Origin of the sequence: Bradyrhizobium pachyrhizi (genome assembly GCF_029714545.1) — a bacterium.
Classification (GTDB): domain Bacteria; phylum Pseudomonadota; class Alphaproteobacteria; order Rhizobiales; family Xanthobacteraceae; genus Bradyrhizobium; species Bradyrhizobium pachyrhizi.
Genome location: NZ_CP121667.1, coordinates 5,736,157 through 5,753,429, shown reverse-complemented (window position 1 = coordinate 5,753,429; position 17,273 = coordinate 5,736,157). Strand labels below are relative to the sequence as shown.

The following is a 17,273-nucleotide window of genomic DNA, read 5'->3' as shown; positions in this document are numbered from 1 at the left end:
TAATGAGTCCGCGTCCTAGTCCACCTGACGATTTGTGCTGAATTTCCCGTCTTGCAGGAACGCGATGGTCTGCGCGATCGCTTCGGCGTTGCGCACCAGCCAGGGATGCGAGGTGCGGATCACGATGTGATCGGTCATGCCGTCGAGCCTGGTGTTGGCGACCGACACCCGTCCGTCATGCGGCCGCGGCAGGCCCATGGAGGTGATCGGATAGACCGAGCGGTTGCCGGCGATGATGCCGGCGGGATAATCGATCGGCGGCAGCAGCGCGCTGGTCGCGGCACCGCGGCGGGTGACGAGCTGCTGGCCGGCCGGACCGAAATAGGCGCGATAGGCCGCGAGGTTCTTCAGGCGGTCGGCGATCTCGCTGCCGCCGTTCGGTGTGCCCAGCATCACGACGCGGCCGAGCCGCGCCGGGCGATGCCTTGCCAGATAGACGCGTGCCAGAAGACCGCCCATGGAATGGCAGACGACATGCACGGAGCCGTCGAGGCTCCGTGCGAACCGATCGAGCGAGGAGTGGATGTCCTCGGCCAGCGCGTCGAGTGGCTTGCGCCGGCTGTCATAGTCGAGATTCAGGGTGGCAAAGCCGGCCGCCCGCAGCGCCAGCTCCATCCTGCGAAACGAGCGCGCCGTCCTGCTGATGCCATGCAACAGGACGACGCCGTCACGTGTGGACGCCGCGGGGCGCCGTTCGCTCACTTATAGTCGCGCTCTTGCCACCACGGGAAATAGTCGGGCATGTCCGACGACACCTTGTTCTTGAACTGCGCGGGGCGCTTTTCCAGGAACGACACCACGCCTTCCTTGACGTCGTCGGACCGGCCGCGGGCATAGATGCCGCGGCTGTCGACCTTGTGCGCCTCCATCGGGTCGTCGGCGCCCATCATGCGCCACATCATCTGGCGGATGAGCGCCACCGACACCGGCGCGGTCTTGGCCGCGAACTCCTTGGCGAGCGCACGCGCGGTCGGCAACAGATCGTCGGGCGGCACCACCTTGCTGACGAGCCGGCCGGCGAGCGCTTCCTGCGCCGGGAAGACGCGGCCGGAATAGCACCATTCCAGCGCCTGCGAGATGCCGACGATGCGCGGCAGGAACCAGCTCGATGCGGCTTCCGGCACGATGCCGCGCTGGGAGAACACGAAGCCGAAGCGCGCAGCGTCGGAGGCGATGCGGATATCCATCGCAAGCTGCATGGTGACGCCGATGCCGACCGCCGGGCCGTTCACCGCGGCGATCACCGGCTTCAGGCACTTGAAGATGCGCAGCGTCACTTGCCCGCCGCCGTCGCGCACCTGCGGATCGCTGTAGTCGACACTGCCGTCGGCATTGCGCTTGACCGGACCGCGCCGCGCATCGCGGTCGAACGTGTTGGCGCCGGATGAAAGATCGGCGCCGGCGCAGAAGCCGCGGCCCGCACCGGTCACGATGATGGCCCTGACGTCGTCGTCCTTGTCGGCTTTGTCGAACGCGTCGATCAGCTCCTGCTGCATCGTGGCGTTGAAGGCGTTGAGCTTGTCGGGCCGGTTCAGCGTGATGGTCAGGATCTGCTCGGCGACCTCGTACTTGATCGTCTCATACGCCATGGGGATGATTTCCTCTCGGTTTTCTTTGAATGAACGGCGCTGGCGCGCGTCTCCATCCAGTTAACCCGGCAATCATCCCTTGTGAAGAAGAGGGATGCGCAGGCTTGGCCCCGCGCATCCTGACTTGCGTTGAGGCGCTGCTTCACTTCTTCGGCGGCGCGGGCCACGGCTTCTGCGGGTCGCGCAGGCTTTCGAACGCCTTGCCCATGCCGAGCACGCCGATGTCGTCGAAGCGGCGGCCGATGATCTGGACGCCGATCGGAAAGCCCTTCTTGTCGTAGCCGCCGTTGATCGACAGCGCCGGGTTCTCCGACATATTCCACGGCACGGTAAAGCAGATGTGCTCGAACGGCTTTGCCGGATCGTTGAGCGGCGCTGCGAACTCGGCCGGGAAGTTCACCACCGGCGATACCGGCGAGATCACGTAGTCGACCTCGCAGAACAATTTCGCGGCGGCCGCGCGGATCGCCATCGTCATGTTGAAGCCGCGCACCACATCGACGCCGGAGAGCTTTGCGCCGGCCTCGGCCCAGTTGAGGATGTAGGGCAGGGTCTTGCCGCGGTCGGCCTGCGACAGTTTCGACAGCTCATCCCAGGTCCGGGCGCGCCAGAAATTGTCGAGCCCTTCGAGCATCTCGGGCGTCAGGATGCCGTCGATCTCGGTGATGACGGCGCCGGCGGACTCGAACGCCTTCGCGGCCTTCACGACGACCTCGCGAACCTCCTTCTCGACCTTCTGGCCGGAACCGGCGTCGAGCATCAGCCCGATGCGCAGCTTGCGCGGCGACTTCTCCAGCGCCTTCCAGTTCACCTCGAGCGCCGGCAGGCTCATGCCGTCGCGGCGATCGGGACGCGACAATACGCTCATCATCAGCGCGGCGTCGTCGACGGTGCGGGTCATCGGACCGGCGATGCGGCCGACATAGGGCGGGTCGATCGGCACGCGGCCGAGGCTCGGCTTCAATGCGACGAGGCCGCACCAGTTGGCCGGCAGCCGCACCGAGCCGCCGATATCGGTGCCGAGATGCAAGGGACCGTAGCCGGCAGCGCCTGCCGCGCCCGCGCCGGCGCTCGAGCCGCCGGGGTTCTTGCTGACATCCCAGGGATTGCGGGTCAGGGGATGGAACGACGACAGGCCCGACGACAGCATGCCGTAGTCCGGCATCGTGGTCTTGGAGAAGATCACGCAGCCGGCCTCGCGCAGCCGCGCCGCGGGCGGTGCATCCTTCTCCGCGGGCGCCAGCTTCACGCTCGCCGCGCCCAGCGGCACCGGCTGCCCCTTGGTTGCGACATTGTCCTTGATGGTGGCGGGAACGCCATCCAGCGTGCCGGCCGGCTCGGCTTGCTGCCAGCGCTCGGTCGAGGTCCTGGCGACCTTCCGCGCCCCTTCCGGGTCGTACAGATATAGCGCCTTGATGTGCGGCTCCCAGGTTGCGACCTGGGAGATGATTTCCTCCAACACCTCGGACGGCGAGAACTGCTTGGCACGATAGCCGGCGAGCAGGTCGACGGCGGAGAGATCGTGCAGCGACGTGATGGCGTCCCCTTTGGGCTTATGCATGCGCACCTGCCGGCATGCGTTTTTCGATGATGCGGGCGAACATGCTGGCGCCGATCGGCAGGATCTTGTCGTCGAGAACGTAACCGGGATTGTGAACGGGCACGGAGCCGTCATGGCCGACCCAGAAATACGCGCCGGGAATGGCCTGCATCATGTCTGCGAAATCCTCGCTGCCCATCTTGGGCGTCGAGCGGGTGATAACCTTGGCCGGATCGACGACGGTGCGCGCAACTTCCTCGACGACGCGGGACTGCTCTTCCTGGTTCACCAGCACGCTGAAGCCGTCGCGGATCTCGACCGAGATTTCGGCGTCATATGCCGCCGCAAAGCCGGCGGAGATTTCGCGCATGCGCTTGCGGATCAGCTCACGAATCTCGTCGGAGAAGCAGCGCACCGTGCCGCACATCCAGGCTTCGCCGGGAATCACGTTGTAGGCCGACCCGGAATGGATCTGCGTGATCGACAGCACCGCAGCCTGCAGCGGATCGACGTTGCGGCTGACGATCGACTGCAACGCCTGTCCGAGCGTCATTGCGATCACGACCGCGTCCTTGGAGCGCTCCGGCATCGCGCCATGCGCGCCGTAGCCCTGGATCCTGATGTCGAAGAAGTCGGCTGCGGCCATTGCCGGGCCCGGCAGGATCGCGATCTCGCCATGGTTGAGGTCGGGCGCGTTGTGCAAGCCGTAGACCTCGTCGCAGGGGAACTGCTTGAACAGGCCGTCCTTGATCATGGCGCGGGCGCCGCCGAGGCCTTCCTCGGCCGGCTGGAAGATGAAATGCACGGTGCCGTCGAAGTTGCGGGTCTCGGCGAGATAGCGTGCCGAGCCGAGCAGCATCGTGGTGTGGCCGTCATGGCCGCAGCCGTGGAAGCGGCCGGGGATGGTCGAACGCCACTTCAGATTGGTGTTCTCCTCCATCGGCAGCGCGTCCATGTCGGCGCGCAGGCCGATCTTCTTGGTGCCGTTGCCCTTGCCCTTGAGCACACCGACCACGCCGGTGCCGCCGAGGCCGCGATGCACCTCGATGCCCCAGCTCGTCAGCTTGTCGGCGACGATGCCCGAGGTGCGGACCTCCTCGAAGCCGATCTCGGGATGCGCATGCAGATCCCGTCTGATGGCGGTGAGTTCGTCGGCAAAACTGTCGATGCGCTCAATGGTCGGCATGGCTCTCTATCCGTTTGTGCGTGATGGGGAGGTGGGTGTGAAAGTAGGGCCGTTCGGCTTGATACGAATGCCGGCACGCAAATGTTTCCACGGCAGCGTGGCGGTATCGGCGGGCATCGCGCCGGGGGCGGCGCAAATCAGCAATTTCTCGGCGATCGGCTCGAAATCGGCGCGGAAGTGCACCGAGCTCTTGTTGACCAAAATCTTCTGCGCCGTCGGCTCGATGCCGACATAGCGGTACATCGCCTGGTCGGCAAGCTGGGCCTTGTAGGAGCCGACCACGACGCGGACGTCGCCGACCCGCAGGCAGGCCGAGGGGCCCATATCCATGTCGCGGCCGCCGAAATAGGGACCGGGCGCCACGAATTTTCCATCCGAGAGCTGCTCGACGACAAAAGTCTCCCGGTACGGCGCGTCGCCGGGAATGCCGGACTTACCGCCGAGCTCGAGCGTGACTGATGCCCCGACACCGGCGGTGTGCGCGGCCTTCGCGGATTGCGGGTCGTAGATCACGCCGGTCGCGGCACTTGCCTTGTTGCGTACCAGCGCGCGCAGCATGCCGGTGGTGTCGGAATCGCCGCCGGCGCCGGGATTGTCCTGGGTGTCGGCGATGATGATCGGCTTGCTGGCCGATTTCGCCAGTTCCATCGCCAGCCGCACGCCTTCGTCGGGCGAATAGATCCGGCCGTCGAAATCATCCTCATGGCCTTCGACCAGGGCGACGACCTTGTCGGCGGCGGCATCCGCATCGGCCTGGGTCCGGCCGTAAGCGAATACGCTCGGTCCGCAATCCCTGAAATCGGCAGCCGGGAAGCCCGGCGCAAACGACAGCGTCGGCACCACGTCGCTCTCGAGCGCGGCGAGCTTTTGATAGATGCCCTTGGTCGGCTGGTCGTTGGTGCACTGCCAGCTGATCGGGATCAGGAACGGCAATTGCCGGAATGCCTTTGCGAAGCGCTGCCTGGACTTGAGCATCAGCGCCAGATGCCGGGCACAGGCGCGGCCGGTTTCGGCCATGTCGACATGCGGATAGGTGCGGTAGGCAATCAGCGCATCGGCATGCTCGATCATCTTTGGCGAGACGTTCGCATGCAGATCGAGGCTCGCCACCAGCGGCAGGTCGTTGCCGATCGCCTTGCGCACGCGGGCCAGCGTTTCGCCTTCACCATCGTCATAATGCTCGGTGACCATGGCGCCGTGCAGGTCGAGATAGACGGCGTCGATCGGTCCGGCCGCGGCGATGCCGTCGACCATCTCCGTTACGATCCGCTCATACGCATCCTTGCTGACATGCGCCGACGGGCTCGCTGCGGCGAAGATCGTCGGCACCAGCTCCCAGCCATTGGCTTCCGCTGCCTCGACAAACCCGGCAAGGCCGACATTGATCTTGCGCATGACCTTGAGCACGTCGGCGCCATGCGTCATCGACGGCCAGCCGCCGCCATGCACGAAATCGTTATAGGTTGCCTTCGTCGGTGCGAAGGTATTGGTCTCGTGCAGGAAGCCGCCAACGGCAATGCGGGTCATCAAGTCGGTCTCGATACGTTTCTTCGATCATGATGCGATCATGACGGCGCGCGTCATGATCTCACCTCGTTGGTTGGAGCGTGATCTCCGGGGAAGACCGGTGTCCGCCTTCAGAGCCACGCTCTAGCGCGCGACGTTAAGCGTGTCGTCGCGCCAAGCGCAAGCCGGGGAGCACCAGCGGATTTGCATGCCCTGTGGGCGGAAAGGCTTGAGGCTAAAGACCTAGGCCGTCGCCACAATGCCTTCCGAAACGGGGCGGAAGTTGGCGAAGTCCCAGCCGCGTCCGGGCGCCGCATCGAGCAGCGCGCGGGTATAGGCCTGCTGCGGATTGGTCAGCACCTCGGCGGCCGGTCCCTGTTCCACGACGCGGCCATGTTGCATCACGGCGACGTCGTCGCAGATTTGTGCGGCGACGCGCAAATCATGCGTGATGAAGAGCAGCGCGATGCCCAGCCGCCGCTGGATTTCGTCAAGCAGATCCAGCACCTGCGCCTGCACCGAGACGTCGAGCGCGGACACCGCCTCATCCGCGACGAGCACGTCGGGATCGAGCGCCAGCGCGCGCGCGATCGCGATGCGCTGGCGCTGGCCGCCGGAGAACTGGTGCGGATAGCGCGAGATCGCGTCGGGCGGCAAATGGACGAGCTCGAGCAGCTCGCGCGCGCGCGCCAGCGCATCCTTGCGCGGCATGCCGTAATTGACCGGGCCTTCCGCGATGCTCTCGCCGACGGTGACGCGCGGATTGAGCGAGCGGTAGGGATCCTGGAAGATGATCTGGATTTTCTGGCGATGCGGCTGCAACAGCCGGCGCGACAGGTCGGAGATCTCGCGGCCGGCGAGGCGTACCCCGCCCGAGGTCGGGTCGATCAGGCGCACGATGCAGCGCGCGACCGTCGACTTGCCGGAACCGCTTTCGCCGACGATGCCGAGCGTGCGGCCCTTGCGCAGAGTGAGCGTGACGTTGCTGGCGGCGGCGACCTCGCGGGCTTTGCCGTAGAGCGACCGCTCCCGGTAGACCTTGCTGAGCTCGTTGGCTTCCAGCACCACGGGCTCGGTCGTCTCCGGGCGCGGCGCGCGCGGCACGAGGCTCGGCACCGAGGACAAGAGGTTGCGGGTGTACTCCATCTTCGGAGTGCGCAGCACGTCCTGCAGCGGGCCGGTTTCGACCAGGCGGCCGTGTCGCATCACCGCGACGCGGTCGGCGATTTCGGCCACCACGCCCATGTCGTGGGTGATGAACAGAACAGCCGTGCCGTGATCGCGTTGCAGGTCGCGGATCAAGGTGAGGATCTGCTTCTGCGTGGTGACGTCGAGCGCGGTGGTTGGCTCGTCCGCGATCAGGAGCTTCGGCTCCAGAACCAATGCCATCGCGATCATGATGCGCTGGCGCTGGCCGCCCGAGAGGCGATGCGGGTAAGAGGAGAAGATGCGCTCCACATCCGGCAGCCGCACATGCTCCATCATCGCCAGGATTTTCTGACGCCGCGCGCGGGAGTCGAGATCGGTGTGGGCGCGCAGCACCTCGTCGATCTGGCGGCCGACCGGCACGACCGGATTGAGCGCGGTCATCGGCTCCTGGAAGATCATCGCCATCCGTGTGGCGCGGAGTTGCCGCAGCCGCCGGTCGCTGGCGGTGAGCAGTTCCTCGCCGACCAGTTTGACGCTGCCGCCAGACGGCACCAGCGTGCCCTTCTGCTGCAGGCCCATCACGGTGAGCGATGTCACCGACTTGCCCGAGCCGCTTTCGCCGACCAGGCAGAGCGTCTCGCCTTCACGTACCTGCAGCGAGAGGTCGTCGATGATGCGATGCGCATCCGCCTTGCGGCCGAGGCCGACGACGAGATTGCTGATGTCGAGGACGAGGTTGGTCATAGGACTGATTCCACCGGCAATACGAGGAGCGACCGCGATGTTTTTCGTCTTGCGTCATTCCGGGGCGATGCGAAGCATCGAACCCGGAATCTCGAGATTCCGGGTCTGGTGCTCACGCACCATCCCGGAATGACGGCTTCAATTGGCATTGAAGCCGTCACTTGCCCTCACGCTGCTTCATGCGGGGATCGAGCGCGTCGCGCGCGGCGTCGCCGATCAGGTTGACGCTGAGAATGGCGATCGAGAGCAGCAGCCCCGGCCAGAAGATCAGCGACGGCTTGACCTGGAAGTAGGCGCGGCCCTCGGCCATGATGTTGCCCCAGGTCGGCGTTTCCGGCGAGATGCCGGCGCCGAGGAACGACAGGATCGCCTCGGTCAGGATCGCGGACGCGCAGACATAGGTGCCTTGCACGATCAGCGGCGCGATGGTGTTCGGCATCAAATGCCGCCACATGATCTTCGGCAGGCTGGTGCCGAGCGAGATCGCGGCCTCGACATAAGGCTCCTCGCGTGCGGTCAGCACCACCGAGCGCACCAGCCGCGCCACGCGCGGGATCTCGGGGATGGTGATCGCGACCATCACGGTCCAGATGCTGGCACCCGACAGCGACACCACGGCGATCGCGAGCAGGATGGCGGGGATCGCCATCAAGCCGTCCATCACGCGCATCAGCACCGCATCGACCCAGCGGAAGAAGCCGGCGACGAGGCCGATCAGAAGGCCGATGGCGATCGAGCAGACGGCGGCGCCGAGGCCGATCACCAGCGAGATCCGTGCGCCGTAGACGATGCGCGACAACAGGTCGCGGCCATAGGCGTCGGTGCCGAGCAGATATTGCGCGCTCGACGGCTTCAGCCGCTGCGACGGCGTCAGCAGCAGAGGATCATGCGGCGCAAGCAGCGGCGCGAAGATCGCCATCAGGATGATGAGGGCGAGGCAGATCGTCGCAACCGCGATGATCGGCGTCGACGTCAGGAAGCCGAACTTGACGCGGAACGGCCGGGTGACGGGAAGCGAGGATTCGGGAAGGGTTTCGATCGCCATTGCTCAGTACCGGATACGAGGATCGAGCAGGGTGTAGGCGAGGTCGATCAACAGATTGACCGCGACGTAGATACCCGACGTCAACAGGATCATGGCCTGGATCACCGGATAATCGCGCGCCAGTACCGCATCGACGGTGAGGCGGCCGATGCCGGGCAGGTTGAACACGCTCTCGGTGACGACGACGCCGGAGATCAGCAGCGCGAAGCCGGAACCGATCACCGTGATGACCGGCACGGCCGCGTTGCGCAGCGCATGGCGCAACAGCACGCCGGTCTCGCCGATGCCCTTGGCCCGCGCGGTGCGCACGTAATCCTCGCCGAGCACATCGAGCATCGAGGCCCGCGTCATGCGTGCGATCAGCGCGACATAGATGAAGGAGAGCGTGCAGGTCGGCAGGATGAGGCGCTGGAAGAACGGACCGAAGCCGGCCGAGATGCTCTTGAAGCCCTGTACCGGAACCCAGCGCAGATCGATCGCAAAGATCTGGATCAGCACGTAGCCGATCACGAACACCGGAACGGAGAAGCCGAGCACCGAGAGCCCCATCACGAAGCGGTCGATCCAGGTGCCGTGCTTCCACGCCGCGATCACGCCGAGCGGCACCGCCACCAGGATCGAGAGGATGATGGTGGCCAGCGCGACCGAGATCGAGGGCTCGAGGCGCGGGACGATCATTTCGAGGATCGGCTTGTTCGAGATCAGGGAGACGCCGAGGTCGCCGTGCAGCAGCTTGGCGATCCAGGTGTAGAACTGGATGTAGATTGGCTCGTTCAGACCAAGCGAGGTCCTGATACGTTCGAGCTGTTCGGGAGTCGCGTTGTCGCCGGCGAGGATGGCGGCCGGGTCGCCCGGCGTCAGCCGCAGCAACAGGAACACGAACAGAGCCACCACGCCCATCACGGGAATGGCGGCGAGGATGCGGCGAAGCAGATATCCGAGCAAATTTGATCCGTTGGGTTGTGGTCGGTGAAGTCCCCAGCGGGACCGTTGCACACCAGACCGTAGCACAGATGGTAGCAGACTCACGGTAGAACTTGAGCAAGTCCCATGCCATCGGTGCTGCGGTTTTTGCGGTGCAGCTAATCAGTCCTGTTGGCCGCGATTATTCCTCCGGTGAAGTTCGAAGCAGTCCACTGGAAGGTGGATTGATTTCAGCTTTGCGCGCGTTGGAATCCACGTCGAGCCCGGCACCGATCGACGGCGCCATCGGCGGCGTGTCGAGGTCGCGCCAATCGTCGATCGCCTGGGCCACCATCTGCGCCGTCGCGGCGGACAGTGTCCAGCCGAGATGACCGTGGCCCGTATTGTAGAACACGCCCGGAATCCGTCCGGCGCGAACCACCGGCATCATGTTCGGCATCATCGGGCGCAAGCCCGCCCATGGCACGACTTTCGACGTATCGATCTCTGGGAAATGATGCCGCACCCAGTCCACCAGCGGTTGAATGCGATCGGCGCGAATGTCGCGGTTGAAGCCGTTGAACTCGGCGGTGCCGGCGACGCGGAAGCGGTCGGCGCCAAGCCGGCTGGTGACGATCTTCGCAGCTTCATCGAGCAGGCTGACGGTGGGCGCGGCATTCCGGCTTTGCGGTGCATCGAGCTGCACCGTGATCGAATAGCCCTTCACCGGATAGACATTGACGCGATCGTTGAGCAGGCCGGCGAAGTGGCGGCTCGCCACGCCGGCGCAAATCACGATCCCGTCCGCCTGCAACTGCTGTCGCGTCGCGACCGCAGCATCATGTGAAGCAGCTTCGTTCCAGCCGATGCGGAAGCCGTCATCGCCGCGCGCGATCGTGTCGACGTCGGCTTCATGGACAAAGCTCGCGCCACGGCGGATGCAGGCGTCGGCGAGGCCGCGGGTGAATTTGTGGATATCGCCGGTCGCGTCCGATGGCGTGAAGAAACCACCATAGCAGGCCGTCTGCAACGCGGGTTCGATGACGCGGATTTCGTCCGGCGTCACCGGCCGGCGGTCGAGCCCGCCTTGCTGCAGCAGCGTGTTGACCTTGAGGCCGGCTTCGAAGCCGGCCCTGTCGTGATAGACGTGCAGGATGCCGCGGCGCTCGAGATCGAAGGCGATGTTCTCGCGCTCTGCGATCGAGAACAGATGCTTGCGCGCTTCGATGGCGAGCTTTGTGGTCTCGATGGTGTTGCCGCGATAGCGCGTGATGTGGCCTACGAACTCGCCGATCCAGGAATATTTGTGCCAGCTCGGCTTCGGGTTCATCAGCAGCGGCGCGTCGCTTCTCAGCATCCAGCGCAGCCCCTTCAGGATGGTCGCGGCGCTGTTCCATACCTCGGCATTGCTGGCGGAAAGCTGTCCGCCATTGGCGAACGAGGTTTCCATCGCGGCGTAGCGATGCCTGTCGAGGACAGTCACCTTGTAGCCGCGTTCAAGCAGGGCATAGGCCGTCGTTACGCCGGTGATGCCGGCGCCGATGATCGCGATGTGTGGCATGATGGTTGTCAGGCTCCCGTGGGTTAGAGTCGCCGAACCACCGGTGAAACCGGCATCGGCGCCCCATCTGTCACGGTACCTGAGAGCTTGATCCGCATCGGGCCGGGGCCGGAAGCGAACTATCCCCTTCGGTGGACGTCATGGCCCTTGATGTGCGGCCATGTTCGTCTCTCTCCAGATCGTCCTGACGATACAGTCCTTTTGCCTGAGAGTTTCCGGGGCGGTTGCTCCGTCGGCGCCGAAGGCAACAACACGAATGTTGTTGCTCCGATCTCTCCCGCATCGTCGCGTTGGACGGCCGGACCGTAGGCGAAGCCTTAAAAATGGACAAGGCTAAATTTCGATCCGGCAGTGCCAACGTGTTGTGCAGTGCAATCGATGTCAGTCCAGCGTCGCCAGCAGCGCCGCCATCAGGCGGCCGCGTTCGGCGAGGCTGTCGACCTCGATGTGCTCGTTGAGCGTATGTGCATCGGCGCCGCGAACGCCGAGACCGTCGAGCGTGGGGATGCCCATCGCGCCGGTGAAGTTGCCGTCCGAGCCGCCGCCGGCGCTGCCGTGCGGCAGATCGAGACCCATCGCTGCCGCAAGGCCTTTTGCCTTTTCATAGAGCGCCATGGTGCCGGCATCCGGCTCCCACACCGGGCGGGTGACGCCGCGCGTCACCTTGAAGGTCACGTCGTTGGCGGTGCCCGACAGTGCCAGCATGCGCTCGACGCCACGATCGAGATCGGCCTGGCGCTTGGCCATGCTGAGCGCTTCGCCGGTGCAGGTCGTCGCGACGCAATTGACCCACTGGCCGCCATGCACGATGCCGACCGAGAAGGTGCAGTCCTCGGTGGTCATGCCGTCGATGGCGATGATCTGCCGCGCCATCTCGCGGATCGCGGAGCGGCCGGAAGACAGCGTCGCGCCGGCATGGCTGGGCTTGCCGGTGGCTTCCAGATTGAAGCGCGCGATCGCGTAGCGGCCGGTGACGACGCCGTTGTTCGGACGGCCGGGCTCCGGCACCAGCACGTATTTGTTGCGCGCGGCTTCCGCCTCGATGATGTCGCGCGTCGACGGCGTGCCGACTTCTTCGTCGGGGGTGAACAGCACGGTGATCGGCAGCGGAGTCGTGAAGGAGGCGCGCGCCAACTGCCTGATCGCCTCGATCGACAGGTAGTTGCCGCCCTTCATGTCGAAGATGCCCGGCCCGAAGCACTTGTTGCCTTCGCGCCGCCACTTCAGCTTCTCGATGGTGCCGACGGGGTGAACGGTGTCCAGATGGCCGGCGATCAGGATGCCGGGCTGGCCTTGTTTCGGATGGGGGAAACGGGCGCGGACGCAGCCCGCAAAGCCCTGGCGTCCGGCGATGCGCTCGATCGTCGCACCCATGATCGCCATCTCGCGGGCGGCGAGATCGAGCATGCGTTCGACCGCGGCGGCGTCCCAGGTCGGGCTTTCGCATTCCACCCAGCTGCGCAGGCCCTGCAGCATCGCTTCGGAATCAAACGGGAGATTGGCGGGGTTCATCGTTGTTCTCTCTTGTTGTTCTGACGGCGCCGGCATCGCGCGCGCGTTACGAAAATCTCAGCCGACGATTTTGTAAAGCCAAAATCTGGCGCGCGGCCTCATTCGTTTGTGTACGTCCGATGCGGCCTGAAACCGATTGACGCGCTTGGCGCTTGGTGCAAGTCTCGATTTCACAAGCCATACAGCATGTTAGTTCGCCTAAATAACGAACCACGTGCATAACGAATAAGCCGGCTTTGACCAGTTACACGTCAGGAGAGATTGCATGTTCCCTATCTCGCGTTGGAAACACCGCACGCTAGCGGCCGCGTTGACGGCGCTCGCGCTGTCGTTCGCGCCGCAGGAATTGTCATTCGCGCCGCAGGCGATGGCCGCGGGCAAGACCATCACCGCGGTGATGCACTCGGATCTGCGCGTCATCGATCCGATCATGACCACGGCCTACATCACCCGCGATCATGGCTACATGATCTATGACACGCTGCTGGCGACGGATTCCAATTTCAAGATCCAGCCGCAGATGGCGGACTGGAAGGTGTCCGACGACAAGCTGACCTACACGTTCACGCTGCGCGACGGCCTGAAGTGGCACGACGGCGCGCCGGTCACCGCGGAAGACTGCGTCGCCTCGCTGCAGCGTTGGGGCAAGGTCGACGGCATGGGCCAGAAGCTGATGGACTTCGTCGCGAGCCTGGAGGCGACCGACGCCAAGACCATCACGCTGAAGCTGAAGGAACCCTACGGCCTCGTGCTGGAATCGATCGGCAAGCCGTCGTCGCGCGTGCCGTTCATGATGCCGAAGCGTCTTGCCGAGACGCCGCCGGACAAGCCGATCCCGGAACAGATCGGCTCAGGACCGTTCAAATTCGTGCAGGCGGAATTCCAGCCGGGCGTGAAGGCGGTCTATGAGAAGAACAAGGACTACGTGCCGCGCAAGGAGCCGGCGAGCTGGACCGCGGGCGGCAAGGTCGTCAAGGTCGACCGCGTCGAGTGGGTCACGATGGCCGATGCGCAGACCGCGGTGAACGCGTTGCAATCCGGCGACATCGATTTCATGGAGAACCTTCCGTTCGACATGCTGCCGGTGCTCGAAGCCAATCCGGATCTCAAGATCGACGTCCTGAACAAGTTCGGCTTCCAGACCCTCGGACGCATGAACTTCCTCTATCCGCCGTTCGACAATCCGAAGGTGCGCCGGGCTGCGTTCTTGGCGATGAACCAAAAGGACGTGCTCGACGCGCTGGTCGGCAACGCCAAGTACCAGAAGATCTGCGGCGCCTTCTTCGTCTGCGGCACGCCGCTCGAGACCGACGTCGGGGCCGAAACGCTGGTGAAGGGCAACGGCCTGGCGGAAGCCAAGAAGGCGCTCGCCGCGTCCGGCTATGACGGCACCCCCGTGGTGATCATGGCGCCGGGCGACGTCACGACGTTGAAGGCCCAGCCGGTCGTGGCCGCGCAGCAGTTGCGCGAGGCCGGCTTCAAGGTCGACCTGCAGGCCACCGACTGGCAGACCGTGGTGACCCGCCGCGCCAGCCAGAAGCCGCCCAAGGAAGGCGGCTGGAACATGTTCTTCACCAACTGGGTCGCGGCCGACGTCTCCGATCCGATCGTCAACGCGTCGATCACCGGTCGCGGCAAGAATGGCGGCTGGTTCGGCTGGGCCGAAGACCCGAAGATCGAGGAGCTGCGTGACAAGTTCGCACGCGCCGGCTCGGCTGAGGAAAAGAAGAAGATCGCCACGGAAATCCAGACCGAGGCCTATGATCAGGTGATCTACGTTCCGCTCGGCCAGTACACCATTCCGAGCGCGTGGCGGAAGTCGCTGACCGGCGTGCTCGACGGCCCGGCAACGCCGATCTTCTGGAATATCGACAAGTCCGAGTAAGCTTGCGGCTTGACGCAAAAACAAATGGCCGGGACTTGTCCCGGCCATTTTCTTTTCGCGCCGTCGTTTGTCAGGTGTGGCTGTCGCGGAGCTGCTCCAGTCCGTCGCTGAGCGGTGGCCCGCCTTGTGGTGCGTCCTGCGGCGGGGAGGGGCGCTCCTTGCGCTGATCGGGTTGGTCGGTTGCGCGCTGCGCGGATGGATCGTCGTTCGGCATCGTCATGCTCCAATTGCGCCATGACAACGAATACGCAGTGCACGGGTTCCGAACCGGCGACCGCTAATCGCCGTGGTCTGGTCTCATGCTGCTCGGGCTCGACAGGCTCGTGAGCTGTGTCGGTCCAATGCCGGTTCCGTTCATCCAGATCACCCCTTCAGCGGCAAACGCGAGCAGTCCGTACACCATCATCGCGCCGCGGATCCATCGCCGATAGATCGCGCGGTCGTCGGGCGCAGCGTCAATCCGATTGCAGTTGGCAATCTCCATCGCCGCCTCCGACCAAAATTGATTTCGAAATGCGACGGCCGCGAAATGCGCGGCCGGAATTGCCAATGCGGGAAGAGTAAGACAGTCAGCGATTGCGGCGTGTGAACCACGCCACCGCCGGAAGACACGACGCGGCGAGCACCGCGACGCTGGCCCGCCCGGGTGGCGGGTCCGCGCACGGCATGCGAAGGCTGGTGCGGGCGGTGGGAGTCGAACCCACACGACGTTGCCATCGAGGGATTTTAAGTCCCTTGCGTCTACCAGTTCCGCCACGTCCGCGTTGCGCCAGGCGCGCCGATTTCTAGCGCGTTTGGGCGCGGAGTGGAATTGTCATTATCCGGTGCTAACAAGTGAGCTTTCAAAGGCTTAAGCGGCGGCCCGCAATTCCATTTGCCTCGGAGGCCGAGCATTGGGATAAGCGGCGCGCCGCCGCGATTGAGCCTCAATCCGGACACCGGTGGCTGCTTTAGGCAATCTCAACACTGTCCGGTTAAGAAAGCTGAATGTCTGTTCGTTTCCCACGCCGCCTGATGCTGTCGCGCGCGGCGGCCGTCATCGCGCTGCTCGCCTCGGCCGCGGGCGTTTCCGGCTGCGCGCAGATCGGCGACACCGTGCCGTCGGCATTCGCCGACCCCGCCAAGTACGAGCTTTATGATTGCAAGCAGCTCGAGAACGAGCGCAGCAATCTCAAGACCCGCGCGGCGGATCAGGAAAAATTGATGGCCAAGGCGGAGACCGGCGTCGGCGGTACTGTCGTCTCCGAGATGGTCTATCGCAACGAGCTGATCTCGATCCACTCTCAGCAGAAGCTGGCGGATGAGGCCTGGCGCAAAGGCAAGTGCCATGAAAGCCCGCCGGACACGCCTGCGGCCGCTGCCCCCGCTGCTCCCACGCCGGCGGCGAAGGGCCCGCGCGCGCCACGGGGCCTCGTCCACTAAGCCTGCGTTGTTGCGATTGGCCGAGCTCAGGCGCGCCAGTCGTAAATCCAGTCCTGCCGCGCCAGCATGCGCTCCGGACCAATGGCGCGGATCGCCAGATCGCGCGCGATCGCCGCCGGCCCGCGCAAATGATAGATGCGGCCCTGCTGCCGCGCCAGGCGCTGCACTTTCAGCACGCGCCCGCGCCGCACCCGTGCGTAGCGCTTCAACGCGGCGGGAATACCTGCGGTGTTTTCCCCGGTGCTGTCCCTCAACGCCTTGGCGAGCACGGCCGCATCCTCGATCGCCATGCCGGCGCCTTGCGCGGCGAACGGCAGCATCGCATGCGCGGCATCGCCGAGCAGCGTCACCGCGCCTTCGCTCCAGCGGCCGACGTCGGGCAGGGTGAACAGTGCCCATTTGCGCCAGCCGTCGACCGCGCCGATCAGCATCCGCGCTGTCGCGGGCCAGCGCGCGGTGGCGAATGCACCCTTGATCTCGTTGATGTCGCCGGGCTCGCTCCAGCCCGGCCGGTTCCAGGTGCCCGATACGATCGCGACCACGTTGATCTGGCGTCCGGCCGAGATGGGGTAGGCGACGAGATGCGCGTCCGGTCCCATCCAGAGCTGTACGCGCGGTGCGGTGTATTCATGCGGCAGGGCGGTGGCGTCCAGCGTGCCGCGCCAGGCGATCAGGCCGGAGAATTGTGGCTGTACATCCGGAAACAAATGCCCGCGCACCGACGACCAGATGCCGTCGGCGCCGATCAGCGCAACGGCCAATTCCTCCTGCCGTGAATTGCCGCGGCGTTGGACGACCGTGAGGCCTCGCGCATGCTTGGTCACATCCTCGAACTGGCAGCCGAGCCGCAGATCGATATCGGGATGGTCGCTCGCGGCGGCCTGCAGCGCGGCCTGCAAATCGGCGCGGTGGATCACCCAATAGGGTGCGCCGGCGCGGAACTCGGCGGCCTGGCCAAGCGGCATCCGTGCGATCTCGCCACCGGCTCGTGCGCTCAGGATGTTGACGGATTCAGGCGTGACCGCGCGCCGCGCAAGCGGTTCCTTCAGCCCGAGCTCGACCAGGATGCGGCTCGCATTGGGAGAGAGCTGGATGCCGGCGCCGGCTTCCTCGAGCCGTTCGGCCTTCTCCAGCACGACGACGCGAAAGCCCTGTGCCGCCAGTGTCAGCGACGCCGTCAGTCCTCCGATCCCGGCGCCTGCAACGATGACGGTTCGCGTCAGCGCCACGG

The 17,273-nt window shown here is 65.1% G+C and carries 15 protein-coding genes, 1 tRNA gene and 2 riboswitches; of the genes, 2 read left to right on the top strand and 14 right to left on the bottom strand.

What is annotated here, in order from left to right; all coding sequences use genetic code 11:
• Nucleotides 1-15: 15 nt before the first annotated feature.
• From QA639_RS27295 to QA639_RS27250, 10 genes are all read right to left on the bottom strand, one after another.
• Nucleotides 16-702, bottom strand: coding sequence for an alpha/beta hydrolase (locus tag QA639_RS27295; RefSeq protein ID WP_283087718.1), 687 nt, complete (start codon nucleotides 700-702; stop codon nucleotides 16-18).
• On the bottom strand, nucleotides 699-1,589 hold the full coding sequence (locus QA639_RS27290; protein ID WP_018272348.1) for a crotonase/enoyl-CoA hydratase family protein: 891 nt from the start codon (nucleotides 1,587-1,589) through the stop codon (nucleotides 699-701). The genes QA639_RS27295 and QA639_RS27290 overlap by 4 nt, the downstream gene beginning before the upstream one ends.
• A gap of 142 nt (nucleotides 1,590-1,731) precedes the next feature.
• Nucleotides 1,732-3,150 (bottom strand): amidase, encoded by a 1,419-nt coding sequence (locus QA639_RS27285; RefSeq protein ID WP_028336100.1) that lies wholly within the window; start codon nucleotides 3,148-3,150, stop codon nucleotides 1,732-1,734.
• Nucleotides 3,143-4,315 (bottom strand): M20 aminoacylase family protein, encoded by a 1,173-nt coding sequence (locus QA639_RS27280; protein WP_028336101.1) that lies wholly within the window; start codon nucleotides 4,313-4,315, stop codon nucleotides 3,143-3,145. The genes QA639_RS27285 and QA639_RS27280 overlap by 8 nt, the downstream gene beginning before the upstream one ends.
• A 6-nt stretch (nucleotides 4,316-4,321) precedes the next feature.
• Nucleotides 4,322-5,842, bottom strand: a complete 1,521-nt coding sequence (locus tag QA639_RS27275) for a M81 family metallopeptidase (protein WP_283087717.1) — start codon at nucleotides 5,840-5,842, stop codon at nucleotides 4,322-4,324.
• Between the two features lie 222 nt (nucleotides 5,843-6,064).
• A complete protein-coding gene (locus QA639_RS27270; protein ID WP_283087716.1) occupies nucleotides 6,065-7,714 on the bottom strand; it encodes an ABC transporter ATP-binding protein in 1,650 nt (549 codons plus the stop codon).
• Nucleotides 7,715-7,871: 157 nt separating this feature from the next.
• Nucleotides 7,872-8,759: an ABC transporter permease gene (locus QA639_RS27265; protein ID WP_028336104.1), complete on the bottom strand. Its 888-nt coding sequence runs from the start codon at nucleotides 8,757-8,759 to the stop codon at nucleotides 7,872-7,874.
• Nucleotides 8,760-8,762: 3 nt separating this feature from the next.
• A complete protein-coding gene (locus QA639_RS27260) occupies nucleotides 8,763-9,704 on the bottom strand; it encodes an ABC transporter permease (RefSeq protein ID WP_028336105.1) in 942 nt (313 codons plus the stop codon).
• A gap of 160 nt (nucleotides 9,705-9,864) precedes the next feature.
• Complete coding sequence (locus QA639_RS27255; RefSeq protein WP_283087715.1) at nucleotides 9,865-11,223, bottom strand: D-amino acid dehydrogenase; 1,359 nt, start codon at nucleotides 11,221-11,223, stop codon at nucleotides 9,865-9,867.
• Between the two features lie 65 nt (nucleotides 11,224-11,288).
• A riboswitch (glycine riboswitch) is annotated at nucleotides 11,289-11,403 on the bottom strand.
• A 3-nt stretch (nucleotides 11,404-11,406) separates the two neighbouring features.
• Nucleotides 11,407-11,513, bottom strand: a riboswitch (glycine riboswitch).
• A 91-nt stretch (nucleotides 11,514-11,604) separates the two neighbouring features.
• Nucleotides 11,605-12,735, bottom strand: a complete 1,131-nt coding sequence (locus QA639_RS27250; RefSeq protein WP_283087714.1) for a M20/M25/M40 family metallo-hydrolase — start codon at nucleotides 12,733-12,735, stop codon at nucleotides 11,605-11,607.
• Between the two features lie 265 nt (nucleotides 12,736-13,000).
• On the opposite strand from QA639_RS27250, the gene QA639_RS27245 reads away from it, so the two are divergent.
• Nucleotides 13,001-14,620, top strand: a complete 1,620-nt coding sequence (locus QA639_RS27245) for an ABC transporter substrate-binding protein (RefSeq protein WP_028336108.1) — start codon at nucleotides 13,001-13,003, stop codon at nucleotides 14,618-14,620.
• A 70-nt stretch (nucleotides 14,621-14,690) separates the two neighbouring features.
• Here QA639_RS27245 and QA639_RS27240 read toward each other — a convergent pair whose 3' ends face one another.
• From QA639_RS27240 to QA639_RS27230, 3 genes are all read right to left on the bottom strand, one after another.
• The gene (locus QA639_RS27240; RefSeq protein WP_225648183.1) at nucleotides 14,691-14,840 is read right to left on the bottom strand and encodes a hypothetical protein; all 150 of its coding nucleotides are present in this window, start codon (nucleotides 14,838-14,840) and stop codon (nucleotides 14,691-14,693) included.
• A 57-nt stretch (nucleotides 14,841-14,897) separates the two neighbouring features.
• A complete protein-coding gene (locus QA639_RS27235) occupies nucleotides 14,898-15,104 on the bottom strand; it encodes a hypothetical protein (RefSeq protein ID WP_283087713.1) in 207 nt (68 codons plus the stop codon).
• A gap of 192 nt (nucleotides 15,105-15,296) precedes the next feature.
• Nucleotides 15,297-15,383, bottom strand: a tRNA-Leu gene (locus QA639_RS27230).
• A gap of 224 nt (nucleotides 15,384-15,607) precedes the next feature.
• Between QA639_RS27230 and QA639_RS27225 the strand changes: the two genes are divergently transcribed.
• Complete coding sequence (locus tag QA639_RS27225; protein WP_028336110.1) at nucleotides 15,608-16,042, top strand: hypothetical protein; 435 nt, start codon at nucleotides 15,608-15,610, stop codon at nucleotides 16,040-16,042.
• A 26-nt stretch (nucleotides 16,043-16,068) separates the two neighbouring features.
• Here the strand turns inward: QA639_RS27225 and QA639_RS27220 are convergent, their stop codons facing one another.
• Complete coding sequence (locus QA639_RS27220; RefSeq protein ID WP_283087712.1) at nucleotides 16,069-17,271, bottom strand: FAD-dependent monooxygenase; 1,203 nt, start codon at nucleotides 17,269-17,271, stop codon at nucleotides 16,069-16,071.
• Nucleotides 17,272-17,273: the final 2 nt, after the last annotated feature.

Excerpts from the sequence above, each read along its gene's own strand:
- QA639_RS27245 (WP_028336108.1), top strand. The coding sequence starts at position 13,001 with ATGTTCCCTATCTCGCGTTGGAAACACCGCACGCTAGCGGCCGCGTTG.
- QA639_RS27280 (WP_028336101.1), bottom strand. The coding sequence starts at position 4,315 with ATGCCGACCATTGAGCGCATCGACAGTTTTGCCGACGAACTCACCGCC.
- QA639_RS27225 (WP_028336110.1), top strand. The coding sequence starts at position 15,608 with ATGTCTGTTCGTTTCCCACGCCGCCTGATGCTGTCGCGCGCGGCGGCC.
- QA639_RS27270 (WP_283087716.1), bottom strand. The coding sequence starts at position 7,714 with ATGACCAACCTCGTCCTCGACATCAGCAATCTCGTCGTCGGCCTCGGC.
- QA639_RS27235 (WP_283087713.1), bottom strand. The coding sequence starts at position 15,104 with ATGGAGATTGCCAACTGCAATCGGATTGACGCTGCGCCCGACGACCGC.
- QA639_RS27250 (WP_283087714.1), bottom strand. The coding sequence starts at position 12,735 with ATGAACCCCGCCAATCTCCCGTTTGATTCCGAAGCGATGCTGCAGGGC.
- QA639_RS27255 (WP_283087715.1), bottom strand. The coding sequence starts at position 11,223 with ATGCCACACATCGCGATCATCGGCGCCGGCATCACCGGCGTAACGACG.
- QA639_RS27290 (WP_018272348.1), bottom strand. The coding sequence starts at position 1,589 with ATGGCGTATGAGACGATCAAGTACGAGGTCGCCGAGCAGATCCTGACC.
- QA639_RS27265 (WP_028336104.1), bottom strand. The coding sequence starts at position 8,759 with ATGGCGATCGAAACCCTTCCCGAATCCTCGCTTCCCGTCACCCGGCCG.
- QA639_RS27285 (WP_028336100.1), bottom strand. The coding sequence starts at position 3,150 with ATGCATAAGCCCAAAGGGGACGCCATCACGTCGCTGCACGATCTCTCC.
- QA639_RS27275 (WP_283087717.1), bottom strand. The coding sequence starts at position 5,842 with ATGACCCGCATTGCCGTTGGCGGCTTCCTGCACGAGACCAATACCTTC.
- QA639_RS27240 (WP_225648183.1), bottom strand. The coding sequence starts at position 14,840 with ATGACGATGCCGAACGACGATCCATCCGCGCAGCGCGCAACCGACCAA.